The following is a 14082-nucleotide window of genomic DNA, read 5'->3' as shown; positions in this document are numbered from 1 at the left end:
TTATTCCTTCGTGACCTGGCGGTAATAGACCGAGGCGACGGCGCCGCCCGCGTTCCAGTGCTTGACGTTCTTCTGCATACCCGCCTGCTCGATACGCTGGAACAGCGGGATGATCGGCGCGATGTCGCGGTATTCCTTCTGGATGTCCTGATACATCTGGACCCGCTTCTCGGTATCGCCTTCCAGTGTGGCGGCAACCGTGGCCTTGTTCATGTCGTCCGGCACTGCCCAGCTGTTGCGCCAGGCAAGCTGCGACAGCTTCGCGTCATCGGCATTGTTGGGGTTATAGGCGAAGGTGGAGGCGTTGGTGTTCGGATCTGCGTAATCCGGGCCCCACTCGCCGATGAAGATCGGGACAGAACGCGCACGATAGGCGTCCAGCACCTGCGCGCCGGTCATCTGCTGGATTTCCAGCGTCAGTCCGACCTGCGCCATCGATGCCTGCAGGGTCTGGGCGATGTTCACGTATTCCTGAATGTCGCGGACCGAGGTCTTGACCGTCCCCGAGGTGATCCCGGCATCGGTCAGGATCTTCTTCGCCTTCGCGATATCATAGGTCCAGGGATTCTCGTCCGATGCGCCAAGATAGCCCTCGGGCAGGATGTTCTGGTGGATCTTGAACTGCCCCTTCAGGAAGCTGCCCTCGATCCCCGAGTAATCGACCAGGTACTTGATCGCCTCGACCACCTCGGGCTTGGACAGCAGCGGGTCTTTCTGGCTGAGGCCCATGTAGAGGATGCGGCCACGCGGTTCGGTCCCGACCGCCAGCTTGTCATTGCCGGTGATGCCATCCACGTCGGTCGGCGTCAGGTTGCGGGCAACGTCGATGTCGCCCTGCTCCAGCAGCAGACGCTGTGCACTGCTTTCCTGGACGTGGCGGACGATCACGCGCTTCATGACCGGCGCGCCCTGCCAGTAGTCATCGAAGGCGGCGAACTGGACAGCCTCGTTCGGGCGCCAGGCGGCCAGGGTATAGGGACCGGAGCCGGCCTCGTTCGTGGAAAGCCACGCATTGCCCAGGTCATCGCCCTCGACATGGGACATGACGGTTTCCTTGTCGACGACCGCAGCCACGTTCGAGGCCAGGCAGTTCAGGACGAAGGATTGGGCATAGGGCTGGTCAAGCTTCAGGATCAGCTTGTTGCCGTCAAAGGTGACCATCTGGTCCACGTTCTCGGGCGTGAAGCCGAATTGGTTCAGGATGAAGGCGGGCGACTTGTTCAGCTTGACCGCACGCTGCAGCGACCAGGCGGCATCCTCGGCCCGGACAGGGTTGCCCGAGTGGAACTTGACCCCGTCCCGCATGGTCAGGGTGATGGTCTTGCCACCATCGGTGACTTCCCACGACTGCGCCAGGCTGGGCTTGAACCCGGCATTCAGGTCCGTCGGGTCGAAATCGACAATGCGGTCGTACAGGTTGTTGTCGACGTCATTGCCCGAGAATTCGAAGCTTTGCGCGGGATCGAGGCTGATGATGTCGTCGATCTGCGCCGCGACGACCAGAGTGTCTGCCGGGGTTTCGGCGAAAGCCGCAGGAGCCAGCGCCACCGAGGTTGCCAGCAGGATCGCGCGAAGCGAAAACTGTTTCATGATAGGTTTTCCCTGTTGTCGCACCGCGTTCAGAAGCGGCTTGATGCCCATACCTTGGCGCGAAGATATGGTCTGGGCAAGTGCCCGCAATGCAAGCAATGGCTTGCAAGCCACCCGGACACGACGAATTGCCCAGCAGGGTTGCGCATCTGGCAGCAGTCCTCCATGTCGGAAGCAAGGAGTGACCATGGAAAAACGCAATCTGCCCGAGCGCCCCGGCTGGCGCGACGAGGCCCGCGAGCTGGGCTTCACCTTCGCCGACATGGGCGGGGAACCCTATTGGGACGAAACCAGCGCCTATCGGCTGACGCTTCGCCAGGTCGAGGAGGATCTGGAAGCCCCCTGCAACGAATTGCACCAGATGTCGCGCGAAGCCGTGGCCCGCGTCATCGCAGATGACGAATGGCTGACGCGCCTTGCCATTCCGGCCGAGCACTGGGACTTCGTCGCGGAAAGCTGGCGTCAGGGCGAACCCGAACTCTATGGCCGTTTCGATCTTTGCTATGATGGCGAGGGACCGGCGAAGCTGCTGGAATACAACGCCGACACGCCGACATCGCTTTACGAATCGGCCTCCTTCCAATGGCTCTGGCTGGAACAGCAGCAGGCCTTGGGCGTACTTGGTCCGGACACCGACCAGTTCAACTCGATCCACGAGGCGATGGTCGCGCGCTTCGGCGAAATCATCGCTGCGGGCGAAGAGGTCCATTTCGCCGCCGATGCGCAGAACCCCGAAGATTATGCCACTGTCGAGACGCTGGCGTGGGCCGCGCGCGAAGCAGGCCTTGGCGCCCATTTCACCGATCTCGCGCAGATCGGGCTGTCCGAGGAAGGGCAGTTCGCGGATGCCGAGTCGCGCGTCATAGGAACTTTGTTCAAGCTTTACCCTTGGGAAGACATGCTGCGCGACGATTTCGCGGAGCAATTGCAATCCTCGGGGACGCGCTTTCTTGAACCGCCGTGGAAGGCGATCCTTTCGAACAAGGGCCTTTTGCCACTGCTGTGGGAAATGTTCCCCGGCCACCCGAACCTGTTGCCCGCCTTCTTCATGGACGAGGTCGCCGCGGTCTTGTCGGGCGGCACCCCCGCCGCGCGGATCGCCCGAGGCTGGGACGTCGCGCAATCGCAGCTTCGCGCGGGCCATGTCACCAAGCCGCTCTTTTCGCGCGAGGGAGCGGGAGTCAGCATTTTCCAGGATGGGCGCGAGACGGCCTCGACCCCGGATGACACCTACTCTCATCACCCGATGATCCTGCAGGCGCTGGCGCCACTGCCGGAATTCGACGGCTTCCACCCGGTTCTGGGCGCATGGATGGTGGGCGAGGAGTGCTGCGGGCTCGGCCTGCGCGAAGACCGGGCGCGCATCACCCACAACCTGTCCCGGTTCAAACCACATTTCATCGAGGGCTGACAGATGATCTCACGCAAACGCTCGCGCCATGTCGCCCTGGTCCTTGCCGGAACCGCGACCCTTGCCCTGGCCGGATGCAAGGAGGACCAGGTCGATGCCCAATCCTTTCCCGACCTGGAAAGCTGCGTCGCTGCCAGCAAGGAAAACAGCATGTGGTTCACCGAGGACGACTGTCGCAAGAACTTCGCCGCCGCGCAGAAAGAGTTCGCCGAGACCGCGCCGCGCTATGCCTCGAAAGAGCTTTGCGAACAGGAACATGGCGAGGGGAATTGCGGTGGCGATCCGGCTGCGCAGCAATCGGGAGGCGGATTTTCCTTCATGCCGCTTCTGGTCGGCTACATGATGGGGTCGATGCTGTCGCGGGGTGGCGGCATCTTTTCCCAGCCGATGGTGCGGACTGCGGACGGGCGCTATGCCACGCCCAAGGGCGACCAGACCTTTGCCAGCAACCGCGGCACGGGCAAGGTGCCGTCGCAGACCTTCCAGCGCGCGCCGACGACGCTGGGCAAGCCGCCGATGAGCGCGACCGAAGTGCGCCAGCGGGGTGGCTTTGGCGCGGCGCGGACCGCCCAGCCCAGCAGCGGCAGCCGGACGTTCGGGGGCTGATCGTCCTACGCGACCGGTTGCTAACGCTAACACGTGATCTTGATCCCGCCCGTGGAAAGGCGCAGTCTGCGCCCGAACCTTACCGCCCTGCCTGACAGTCGAGGAATGCCCATGACCCCCGAAATCCAGTCCCGGAACAGCCGCGCACTTTGCGAACTCGCCCCGGTCATCCCGGTTCTGGTGATCGGCGACGCCGCGCGGGCCGAAGGGCTTGCGACCGCGCTGGTCGCGGGCGGACTGCCGGTGCTGGAAGTCACCCTGCGCACCCCTGCCGCGCTGGACGCGATCCGCGAAATGGCGAAGGTGCCGGGCGGGCATGTCGGCGCCGGGACCGTCCTGACCCCGGACGACGCGAAGCGCGCCAAGGATGCGGGCGCCAGCTTTGCCGTCTCGCCCGGCGCGACCGACCGCCTAGTCCGTGCCTGCGAAGAAATCGGCCTGCCCTTGCTGCCGGGTGCCGTCACGGCCTCGGAGGTGATGCGCGCGATGGAATATGGCTACTCCATGCTGAAATTCTTTCCGGCCGAGGCAGCGGGCGGGGCGAAATCGCTTAAATCTCTGGCGGGGCCCCTGCCCCAGGTCAGCTTCTGCCCGACCGGCGGGGTCACGCCGACGAATGCGCCCGACTATCTTGCCCTGCCGAACGTCATCTGCGTCGGTGGCAGCTGGATTTCGCCCGATGCAGAGGTGGCAGCCGGAAACTGGTCCGCGATCGAAGAACGCGCCCGCGCTGCGGCCGCGCTGCGCGGCTGATTCCGCGCCGGGGGCGCTGCCCCCGGACCCCCGGGGTATTTCCAAAACGGTGAGATGTGAGATCAGAACAGGGACTTCTGGTCCTTGCCCTGCCCTTCGCTGCCATCCTTGGGGTCCTTGCGGGGCGGCTTTGCGGGCGCGTCGGGGCGCGCCTGCATGCGGTCGTCATTCGCGAACTCGATCTCGAAACGCGGCGTTTGCATGGCCTGCGCAGCGCTGGTGATCAGCCCCTGCGGCCCCCGCACGATCGCATAGCCCCGGCGAAGGGTCTCGTTATATCCAAGGGTCTGGCGCAGGCGGTCGATGCGTTCCAGCCTTTCGCGGCGGGGCGGCAGCAGCCTTGCGCCCGCCGCAATCAGCCTGCGGGTCAGCGCCGAGATGCGATCACTCTCGCGCGCGATGTCGCGCTGCGCCTGGGCCAATGTGCGCTGACGGGCACGGTCCAGACGTTCCGAAAGCCCCGCCAGCCGTTCGCGCTGACGCGCCTGCTGTCGTTCGGCGCAAAGCGGCAGGCGGCGGGCCTGATCCTCAAGCCGTTCGCGCCGGCCGCGCAACCCGCTGCGCAATGCCGAAAGCGACAAGGGAAGCGCGTTCAGACGATCCCTGCGACTGCGGACAAAGGCCCGCAGGGCCGGTTCCAGCCGTTCCGCGAACAGGTCGAAACGCTGCCGCGCGGGATCGGTCAGCGCCTGCGGACGGCCGAGCGCACGGGCCAGATCGGTCAGTCTTTGCCGGTGGCGGTCATGGCGCGATCGCGCCGCGCGGATCATGCGGATCCCGCTTTCGCCCAGCCGGGCCGCAAGCTCGGCGCGCACCGGAACCGCGATTTCGGCCGCTGCGGTGGGGGTCGGGGCGCGACGGTCCGAAGCGAAGTCGATCAGCGTGGTGTCGGTTTCGTGCCCTACCGCCGAAATCAGGGGAATACGGCTGGCCGCGGCAGCGCGCACGACCGTTTCCTCGTTGAAGCCCCAAAGGTCTTCCAGGCTGCCGCCGCCCCGCGCGACGATGATCAGGTCCGGCCGCGGGATCGGACCAGCGGGATCAAGTGCGTTGAAGCCCTGGATTGCCGCCGTGACCTGCGGGGCGCAGCCTTCGCCCTGAACGGCCACCGGCCAGATCAGCACGCGGGTCGGAAAACGGTCGCGCAGCCGGTGCAGGATGTCGCGGATGACCGCCCCCGAAGGTGAGGTCACGACACCGATCACGCGCGGCAAAAACGGCAGCGGACGCTTTCTTGCCTCGTCGAAAAGCCCTTCGGCGGCCAAGGCCTTGCGGCGCTTTTCCAGCATCATCATCAGCGCCCCGGCGCCTGCCGGCTCGATCTCGTCGACGATCAACTGGTATTTCGACTGGCCGGGAAAGGTGGTCAGGCGACCGGTCGCGATGACCTCGATCCCCTCTTCGGGGCGGGTCGAGAGGCGCGCGGCCTGCCCTTTCCAGGTGACTGCCGCGATGACCGAGCGGTCATCCTTGAGATCGAAATACAGATGCCCCGACGAGGGGCGGGAGACGCGCCCGATCTCTCCACGAACGCGGACGCGGCCGAACTCGCCCTCAAGCGTGCGTTTGACGGCGCCGGAAAGCTCCGACACGGTGAATTCATGCGCATTGCTGCCGGGGGCGTCTTCGAACAGTTCCATGATCCGGTTCTGGCGCGCCTGCGGGCCGGGATCAAGGGCAGTTTCGGATTGATCCGGAGCGGGGCAATTCCTAGAAGGCGCGAGACATCGCAAGGAAGGGCCATCGCATGAATATCCTGATCCTCGGCAGCGGCGGGCGCGAACATGCGCTGGCCTGGGCGGTCCGGCAGAATCCGAAATGCGACAGACTGTTCGTCGCCCCCGGCAATCCCGGCATGGCCGCTGTCGCACGCCTGGCGGAACTGGACATCCTGTCGGGCGCTGCCGTCATCGGCTTTTGCGAGGAGAATGCAATCGACTTGGTGATCGTCGGACCCGAGGCGCCGCTGGCGGCCGGCGTCGCAGATGATCTGCGCAGTGCCGGGATTCTGGTCTTTGGCCCCTCGGCAGCGGCAGCGCGGCTTGAGGCGTCGAAGGGCTTCACCAAGGAAATCTGCGATGCCTGCAATGCGCCGACGGCCGCCTGGGCGCGCTTTGACGCGGCCGGGCCCGCGCGCGACTATATCCGTGCCAAGGGCGCGCCGATCGTCGTCAAGGCAGACGGTCTGGCCGCCGGCAAGGGCGTCACGGTCGCCATGACCGAGGATGAGGCCCTGAGCGCCATCGACGACGCGTTTGGCGGCACGTTCGGCGATGCCGGGGCCGAGGTCGTGATCGAGGAGTTCATGTCGGGGGAAGAGGCAAGCTTCTTCATCCTGTGCGACGGCACCGACTGCCTGCCCATCGGCACGGCGCAGGATCACAAGCGCGTCGGCGAGGGCGATACCGGCCCGAATACCGGCGGCATGGGCGCCTATTCCCCTGCCCCGGTCCTGACGCAGGCAATCCAGGATCGCGTGATGGCCGAGATCGTGCAGCCCACCGTGGCCGAGATGGCCCGCCGCGGCACGCCGTTCCAGGGAATCCTTTACGCCGGGCTGATGATCGAGGACGGGCACGCGCGGCTGGTGGAATACAATGTCCGCTTCGGCGATCCCGAATGCCAGGTGCTGATGATGCGGCTGGGCGCACAGGCGCTGGACCTGATTCTGGCCTGTGCCGAGGGACGCCTGGCCGAGGCCGCCGTCACCTGGGCCGAGGATCACGCACTGACCGTGGTGCTTGCTGCTCGGGGCTATCCCGGCACCTATCAGAAAGGCACTGAAATCGGAGGGCTGGACGGGCTGCCCGAGGATTCGACCCGCATCGTCTTTCATGCCGGAACCGCGCGGCAGGACGGCAAATGGCTGGCGAACGGGGGGCGCGTGCTGACGGCGACCGGTCGCGGCGCGACGCTGGCCGAGGCGCATGAGCGCGCCTATGCGCTGGCCGATGCGATCGACTGGCCGGGCGGGTTCTATCGCCGGGACATCGGTTGGCGCGCGCTTTGAGAGGACAGCTCCGGCGGCGCGGTCACGGGGTATTTGAGAAACGGTGAAACCGGGGCGGGGCGCGCGGATTGCCCCGCCTTTTTCATGGTCGGGTTCAAAATTCTACCGCAGCGTCAATTTCTGCCTTTTCAAGCCGGTGAGAGCGGTCTTATATTCCGCGCCATGACTCGGATGCGACACATCGCCACCACCCGGAACGCGCAGATCGGCGCGCGTTTTGCCGTGAGTCTCCGCGGTCTTCTCCTTCTTACGCTGCGCTGAGCGGGTCTCCGGGCCACCGCTCAGTTTGGCTGCGCCCGGACCAGCAAGCGTAAAGAAGGATTCCCGAAAATGACCGACAAGAACCGTGTATTGATTTTTGATACCACGCTGCGCGATGGCGAGCAGTCGCCTGGTGCCACGATGACCCATGCCGAGAAGCTGGAAATTGCCCAGATGCTCGATGAAATGGGCGTCGACATCATCGAGGCAGGCTTTCCCATCGCCTCGGAAGGCGATTTCGCCGCCGTCAGCGAGATCGCCAAGCTGTCGAAGAACTCAGTCATCTGCGGTCTGGCCCGTGCGCAACTGCCCGATATCGACCGCTGCTGGGAGGCCGTGAAGCACGCCCGCCAGCCGCGCATCCATACTTTCATCGGCACCTCGCCGCTGCATCGCGCGATTCCCAATCTGGACATGGACCAGATGGCCGAGCGCATCCACCAGACCGTGACCCATGCCCGCAACCTGTGCGACAACGTGCAATGGTCGCCGATGGACGCGACGCGAACCGAACACGACTATCTGTGCCGGGTGGTCGAGATCGCGATCAAGGCGGGTGCGACCACGATCAATATCCCCGATACCGTAGGCTATACCGCGCCGCGCGAATCCGCCGCGCTGATCCGGATGCTGCTGGAGCGGGTGCCGGGCGCAGACGAGATCATTTTCGCGACGCATTGCCACAACGACCTGGGCATGGCGACGGCAAACAGCCTCGCCGCGGTCGAGGCGGGCGCGCGCCAGGTCGAATGCACGATCAACGGCCTGGGCGAGCGCGCCGGGAACACCGCGCTTGAGGAAGTCGTCATGGCGCTGAAGGTGCGTCACGACATCATGCCTTTTGACACCGGCATCGACACGACCAAGATCATGGGCATCTCGCGCCGCGTCGCGGCTGTGTCGGGATTCCCGGTCCAGTTCAACAAGGCCATCGTCGGCAAGAACGCCTTCCTGCACGAATCCGGCATCCACCAGGATGGCGTGCTGAAGAACGTCGAGACCTTCGAGATCATGCGCCCCGCCGATATCGGCCTGAACGAGGCGAATATCGCGATGGGCAAGCATTCGGGCCGTGCCGCCCTGCGGGCCAAGCTGCGCGACCTGGGCTATGAGGTCGGCGACAACCAGTTGAAGGACGTGTTCGTCCGCTTCAAGGCGCTGGCTGACCGCAAGAAGGAAGTCTATGACGACGACCTGGTCGCGCTGATGCAGGACAGCAGCGCCAATACCGACAGCGACTATCTGCAGGTCAAGCACCTGCGGGTCGTCTGCGGCAGCGACGGCCAGTCCGCCGACCTGACCATGGTGGTCGGCGACGAGGAAAAGACCGTCCATGCAGAAGGCGACGGCCCGGTTGATGCCTGCTTCAACGCCGTGAAGGCGATCTGGCCGCATAATGCCGTGCTTCAGCTCTATCAGGTCCATGCCGTGACCGAGGGCACCGACGCGCAGGCCACGGTCAGCGTCCGCATGGAGGAAGAGGGCCGCATCGCCACCGGCCAGGCCGCCGACACCGACACGATCCTGGCCAGCGTCAAGGCCTATGTCGGGGCGCTGAACCGCCTGAAGCTGCGCCGCGAGATGGTCGGCGAAGGCGCCGACTCCAAGCAGGTCAGCATGTATTCGCACTGAACGAATCCGTGAACACGAATTACGGGGCGGCCTGCGGGGCCGCCCCTTTTCTTGCGCCTGCCCTCGATGCCTGCAAAACTGGGTCGCAACCTGCGCGAAACCCAGCTATGTCAGCGAATTGGGGCGCGAAATTCAGGTAAGACCGCGCCCCGCGGGACCTTGAAACGACGCAACGGCCCCCACGCGCTCAAGCGAAAATACCGGGTTTCCGCGGCGGAAATCGCGGCCTATATGAAGCCAATCCAAGATGAGGCGACTCATCGGGGCAATCGGACAATGACCGTCGGCAAACGACGGGGATCACGCCGTCAAGGCAGGGACGGCAGAAGGGATAATCACATGGCCTTTGGCGGGTTGTTTTCCACCGATATCGCAATCGACCTGGGGACCGCGAACACGCTGGTCTATGTGAAGGGCAAGGGCATCATCCTGAACGAGCCTTCGGTCGTTGCCTATCATGTCAAGGACGGCAAGAAGCAGGTCCTCGCCGTGGGCGAGGATGCCAAGCTTATGCTGGGCCGGACCCCCGGCTCGATCGAGGCGATCCGTCCGATGCGCGAAGGCGTCATCGCGGATTTCGACAGCGCCGAAGAGATGATCAAGCATTTCATCAAGAAGGTGTTCCGCCGGACGACCTTCTCGAAGCCCAAGATCATCGTCTGCGTCCCGCATGGCGCGACCCCGGTCGAGAAACGCGCGATCCGCCAGTCGGTCCTGTCCGCGGGCGCCCGCAAGGCCGGCCTGATCGCCGAGCCGATTGCAGCCGCCATCGGTGCCGGCATGCCGATCACCGAGCCGACCGGCAGCATGGTCGTCGATATCGGCGGCGGCACCACCGAAGTCGCGGTCCTGTCGCTGGGCGACGTGGTCTATGCACGTTCGGTCCGTATCGGCGGCGACCGCATGGATGACGCGCTGATCAACTATCTGCGCCGCAACCACAACCTGCTGATCGGCGAATCCACCGCCGAACGGGTCAAGACCCAGATCGGCACCGCCCGCATGCCCGACGACGGCCGGGGCGCAACCATCATGGTGCGCGGCCGCGACCTGCTGAACGGGATCCCCAAGGAAATGGAGATCACCCAAGCCATGGTCGCCGAGGCGCTGGCCGAGCCGGTGCAGCAGATCTGCGAGGCCGTCATGGTCGCGCTGGAAGCCACCCCTCCGGACCTGGCCGCCGACATCGTCGACCGCGGTGTGATGCTGACCGGTGGCGGCGCGATGCTGGGCGAACTCGATCTGGCGCTGCGCGAGCAGACTGGCCTGTCGATCAGCCTGGCCGACCAGCCGATGAGCTGTGTCGCACTGGGTACGGGCAAGGCGCTGGAATATGAAAAGCAGCTGCGCCACGTGATCGACTACGACAGCTGATCAGGTCAGGCCCATGGCGCGCAAGGGCCCAGACTACGCGGCTCCGGTCCGCCGCATCCTCGTCTCGCTGCTGCTTCTGGTGCTGCTGTCGATCTTCCTGTTCTGGCAGATCGACAGCCCCAGGGCCGAGCGGATGCGTTCGGCGGTAATCGACCGCTTCGTCCCCAGCTTCGAATGGATCATGAACCCGGTCACGCGGCTTAGCCGCATGGTCGCCGGCTTCGAATCCTATGCCCGGCTTTACGAGCAGAACCAGGAATTGCGGCGCGAGCTGCAGAAGATGTCGGCCTGGAAAGAGGCCGCCGTCCAGCTTGAACAGGAAAACGCCAAGCTTCTTGCACAGAACAACGTGCGCATCGACCCGGCCCTGACCTCGGTCTCGGGCGTGGTGCTGACCGACAGTGGGACAGCGTTCCGGCAATCCGTGTTGCTGAACGTGGGTTCGCGCGACGGTATCCTTGACGGCTGGGCGACGATGGACGGGTTGGGTCTGGTGGGCCGCATCTCGGGCGTGGGCGAGACGACCAGCCGCGTCATGCTGCTGACCGATCCATCCAGCCGCATCCCGGTCACGATCCTGCCATCGGGCCAGCACGCCCTGCTCAGCGGGGACAATACCGCCTTCCCGGCGCTGGACTTCATCGAAAGCCCCGAGAACCTGCGCCCCGGCGACCGGGTCATCAGCTCCGGCGATGGCGGGGTCTTTCCGCCCGGCCTGTTGGTCGGGCAGGTGGCGCAGGCCAGCGACGGACGCCTGCGGGTCCGCCTGGCCGCCGATTACGGGCGCCTTGAATTCCTGCGCGTCCTGCGCAGCCATCCGGCCGAGCGGCTGGCCGATACCGGCCTGCTGATCCCGCCCCCTCCTGCCGAATTCATCGGACCGCCGATGCCCGCGGCCATGGACATCGATCCCGCGATCCAGGGCCCCGCCACCGCCGAGCCGGAAGCCGCCCCCGAGGAGACCGAGGATGATTGAGCCGCAGCGCCGTCGACGGCTCGCGGGTCAGATCCTGTTCGTTCTGCTGTTTCTTGCGATCCTGTTCCTGCGGCTGATGCCGCTCAATCCCGGCCGGGTCGCCTGGCCGGGGCCAGATCTGGCGATCTGCCTGACCATGGCCTGGTTGCTGCGGCGCCCCGAACAGGTTCCCGTCCTGATGATCGCGCTGATGTTCCTGCTGGAGGATTTCCTTCTGCTGCGCCCGCTGGGGCTGTGGACCGCGATCGTCGTCATGGGCACCGAGGCCGCAAGAAATCGCGAGCAGCGTTGGCGCGAGCTGCCGTTCATGGTTGAATGGCTGCGGGTGGTCATCCTGCTCGCCCTGATGATGCTGGGATACCGGCTGGTGCTGGCGGTCTTCTTCCTGCCCCTGCCCCCCTTGGGACAGGTGATCCTGCAATTCATCGCGACCATCGGGGCCTATCCGCTGACCGCCGGATTGCTGCGCTGGCCCCTTGGGCTGCGCCGCAGTCCCATCGATACTGACACAAGGCGTCGCTGACATGCGCAAGTCCCAGAAGGAAATCGCCGAGAGCAGCCGTTCGATCTCGCGCCGGCTGCTGATGCTGGGCGTGGTTCAGGCCTCGGTCATCAGCGTGCTGGGACTGAAGCTGCGCTCGATGCAGCTTGAGCATGCCGATCAATACCGGATGCTGTCGGACGGCAACTCGATCAAGATCCGCCTGCTGCCCCCGGCGCGGGGCCTGATCCTGGACCGCAACGGCATCATCATCGCCGGGAACGAGCAGAACTATCGCGTCACTCTGACCCGAGAGGATGCGGGCGACATCTCGACCGTCGTGGCCCGTCTGCGGCGCATCATCCCGATGTCCGACAAACAGGCGGCCGAACTGATTGCCGAGATCCGGCGGCGCAGCGCGGTCACGCCGGTCATGGTCGCGGACCGGCTGACCTGGCAGGAATTCTCCTCGGTCGCACTGAACGCGCCGGCCCTGCCCGGCGTGACCCCGGAATCTGGCCTTTCGCGCAGTTATCCGCGCGCTGGCGATTTTTCCCATGTCCTGGGCTATGTCGGCCCGGTTTCGGATTTCGACCTGTCCAAGATCGAGAACCCCGATCCTGTCCTGCGCCTGCCCGAATTCCAGCTGGGCAAGGTCGGGATGGAGGCCAAGCTTGAGGAATCCCTGCGCGGCAAGGCCGGCAACCGCCGTGTCGAGGTGAACAGCGCGGGGCGCGAGATGCGCGAACTGTCGCGGCAGGAAGGCCAGCAGGGCGCGACCGTCCAAACCACGATGGACGCCCGGCTTCAGAACTTCACGGCGCAGCGGCTGGGCGTCGAAAGCGCCGCCGCAGTGGTCATGGACGTGACGAATGGCGACATTCTGGCCATCTCGTCCTCTCCGGTCTTCGATCCGAACAAGTTCGTGCGGGGCATCAGCTCGTCCGATTACCGCGAACTGATGCAGCATGACCACCGGCCGCTGGCCGACAAGACGGTGCAGGGCGCCTATCCCCCCGGCTCGACCTTCAAGCTGGTTACTTTGCTGGCCGGACTGGATTCGGGCGTCATCAACCCCGGAACGCGCTTCTTTTGCCCCGGTTACGTCCAGGTCGCCGGGCGTCGCTTCCACTGCTGGAGCCGTGGCGGGCATGGCACCGTCGATGCGATCCGCAGCCTCGAACATTCCTGCGACGTCTATTATTACGAACTCGCGCAGCGCGTCGGCATCGACCGCATCGCCGCGATGGCGCGCCGCCTTGGCATCGGGGTCCGTCACGACCTGCCCATGTCCGCGATCACTGAAGGCATCGCCCCCGACCGCGCCTGGAAGATGGAGCGCTACAAGCAGGAATGGCAGATCGGCGATTCTCTGAATGCCTCGATCGGACAGGGCTATGTGCTGGCCTCTCCGCTGCAACTCGCCGTGATGACCGCTCGCGTCGCGACCGGGCGCGCGGTGGTGCCTCGGCTGGTCCGGTCCATCGACGGCGCGGTTGAACAGGTGCCGGAATTCCCCGAACTTGGGATCAATCCCCTATTCCTGCGCACCGTGCAGGGGGGCATGGACGCGGTGATGAACTCGGCCCGCGGGACCGCCCGGCGCGCCCGCATCCAGACCGAGGAATGGCGCATGGCCGGCAAGACCGGCACCAGCCAGGTCAGGAACATCACCGCCGCCGAGCGTGCGCGCGGCGTCATATCGAACGACCAGTTGCCGTGGAACCGGCGGGACCACGCGCTGTTCGTGTGCTTCGCCCCCTATGACATGCCACGCTATGCCGTCTCGGTCGTGGTCGAACACGGCGGCGGCGGCGGCTCGGTCGCGGGCCCGATTGCGCGCGACATCCTGCTGTTCGCGCTGGCAGATGGCCTGCCCCCGCTTTCGGCCTATCCCGACGGAGAGCGCGCCAAGGTCGAGGAGATCTGGTCCAAGATGAACCTGATGCCGCCCGCGACCCCCAAGACCACCCGCGCGAAGGCCTGAA

The 14082-nt window shown here is 65.3% G+C and carries 11 protein-coding genes; 9 read left to right on the top strand and 2 right to left on the bottom strand.

Going from position 1 to position 14082, the window contains the following annotated elements; all coding sequences use genetic code 11:
* Entirely contained in the window at nucleotides 1–1590 is a 1590-nt protein-coding gene (locus tag RM190_RS05395) for an ABC transporter substrate-binding protein (protein WP_311758384.1), read from the bottom strand.
* 187 nt (nucleotides 1591–1777) lie between these two features.
* Between RM190_RS05395 and RM190_RS05390 the strand changes: the two genes are divergently transcribed.
* The 3 genes from RM190_RS05390 to eda all read left to right on the top strand — a co-directional run bounded on the left by RM190_RS05390 (nucleotide 1778) and on the right by eda (nucleotide 4360).
* Nucleotides 1778–3001: a glutathionylspermidine synthase family protein gene (locus RM190_RS05390; RefSeq protein WP_311758383.1), complete on the top strand. Its 1224-nt coding sequence runs from the start codon at nucleotides 1778–1780 to the stop codon at nucleotides 2999–3001.
* A gap of 3 nt (nucleotides 3002–3004) precedes the next feature.
* Nucleotides 3005–3607, top strand: a complete 603-nt coding sequence (locus tag RM190_RS05385) for a DUF1190 domain-containing protein (protein WP_311758382.1) — start codon at nucleotides 3005–3007, stop codon at nucleotides 3605–3607.
* 111 nt (nucleotides 3608–3718) lie between these two features.
* Complete coding sequence (gene eda, locus RM190_RS05380) at nucleotides 3719–4360, top strand: bifunctional 4-hydroxy-2-oxoglutarate aldolase/2-dehydro-3-deoxy-phosphogluconate aldolase (protein ID WP_311758381.1); 642 nt, start codon at nucleotides 3719–3721, stop codon at nucleotides 4358–4360.
* A gap of 62 nt (nucleotides 4361–4422) precedes the next feature.
* On the opposite strand, the gene xseA is transcribed toward eda, so the two are convergent.
* Nucleotides 4423–6003, bottom strand: coding sequence for an exodeoxyribonuclease VII large subunit (gene xseA, locus RM190_RS05375; protein ID WP_311758461.1), 1581 nt, complete (start codon nucleotides 6001–6003; stop codon nucleotides 4423–4425).
* A 104-nt stretch (nucleotides 6004–6107) separates the two neighbouring features.
* Between xseA and purD the strand changes: the two genes are divergently transcribed.
* The 6 genes from purD to mrdA all read left to right on the top strand — a co-directional run bounded on the left by purD (nucleotide 6108) and on the right by mrdA (nucleotide 14081).
* Nucleotides 6108–7370: a phosphoribosylamine--glycine ligase gene (gene purD / locus RM190_RS05370; protein WP_311758380.1), complete on the top strand. Its 1263-nt coding sequence runs from the start codon at nucleotides 6108–6110 to the stop codon at nucleotides 7368–7370.
* A gap of 330 nt (nucleotides 7371–7700) precedes the next feature.
* On the top strand, nucleotides 7701–9263 hold the full coding sequence (locus tag RM190_RS05365; RefSeq protein WP_311758379.1) for a 2-isopropylmalate synthase: 1563 nt from the start codon (nucleotides 7701–7703) through the stop codon (nucleotides 9261–9263).
* 339 nt (nucleotides 9264–9602) lie between these two features.
* On the top strand, nucleotides 9603–10637 hold the full coding sequence (locus RM190_RS05360) for a rod shape-determining protein (RefSeq protein ID WP_311758378.1): 1035 nt from the start codon (nucleotides 9603–9605) through the stop codon (nucleotides 10635–10637).
* Between the two features lie 13 nt (nucleotides 10638–10650).
* Nucleotides 10651–11613: a rod shape-determining protein MreC gene (mreC, locus tag RM190_RS05355; protein ID WP_311758377.1), complete on the top strand. Its 963-nt coding sequence runs from the start codon at nucleotides 10651–10653 to the stop codon at nucleotides 11611–11613.
* Nucleotides 11606–12136 carry a rod shape-determining protein MreD gene (locus tag RM190_RS05350; protein WP_311758376.1) on the top strand — a complete coding sequence of 177 codons (531 nt, stop codon included), beginning with the start codon at nucleotides 11606–11608 and terminating at the stop codon, nucleotides 12134–12136. Before mreC ends, RM190_RS05350 begins: the two co-directional genes overlap by 8 nt.
* A 1-nt stretch (nucleotide 12137) precedes the next feature.
* Nucleotides 12138–14081, top strand: a complete 1944-nt coding sequence (gene mrdA / locus RM190_RS05345; RefSeq protein WP_311758375.1) for a penicillin-binding protein 2 — start codon at nucleotides 12138–12140, stop codon at nucleotides 14079–14081.
* The last annotated feature ends 1 nt before the right edge of the window (nucleotide 14082 follow it).

This window comes from Paracoccus broussonetiae (assembly GCF_031854425.1).
GTDB lineage: Bacteria > Pseudomonadota > Alphaproteobacteria > Rhodobacterales > Rhodobacteraceae > Paracoccus > Paracoccus broussonetiae.
Note: the sequence above shows the minus strand (reverse complement) of the source record. Positions and strands in the feature narration are given on the sequence as shown.

Bases quoted from the DNA above. Each gene is read 5' to 3' on its own strand.
- RM190_RS05395 (WP_311758384.1), bottom strand. From the start codon at position 1,590: ATGAAACAGTTTTCGCTTCGCGCGATCCTGCTGGCAACCTCGGTGGCG.
- RM190_RS05390 (WP_311758383.1), top strand. From the start codon at position 1,778: ATGGAAAAACGCAATCTGCCCGAGCGCCCCGGCTGGCGCGACGAGGCC.
- RM190_RS05385 (WP_311758382.1), top strand. From the start codon at position 3,005: ATGATCTCACGCAAACGCTCGCGCCATGTCGCCCTGGTCCTTGCCGGA.
- eda (WP_311758381.1), top strand. From the start codon at position 3,719: ATGACCCCCGAAATCCAGTCCCGGAACAGCCGCGCACTTTGCGAACTC.
- purD (WP_311758380.1), top strand. From the start codon at position 6,108: ATGAATATCCTGATCCTCGGCAGCGGCGGGCGCGAACATGCGCTGGCC.
- RM190_RS05365 (WP_311758379.1), top strand. From the start codon at position 7,701: ATGACCGACAAGAACCGTGTATTGATTTTTGATACCACGCTGCGCGAT.
- RM190_RS05360 (WP_311758378.1), top strand. From the start codon at position 9,603: ATGGCCTTTGGCGGGTTGTTTTCCACCGATATCGCAATCGACCTGGGG.
- mreC (WP_311758377.1), top strand. From the start codon at position 10,651: ATGGCGCGCAAGGGCCCAGACTACGCGGCTCCGGTCCGCCGCATCCTC.
- RM190_RS05350 (WP_311758376.1), top strand. From the start codon at position 11,606: ATGATTGAGCCGCAGCGCCGTCGACGGCTCGCGGGTCAGATCCTGTTC.
- mrdA (WP_311758375.1), top strand. From the start codon at position 12,138: ATGCGCAAGTCCCAGAAGGAAATCGCCGAGAGCAGCCGTTCGATCTCG.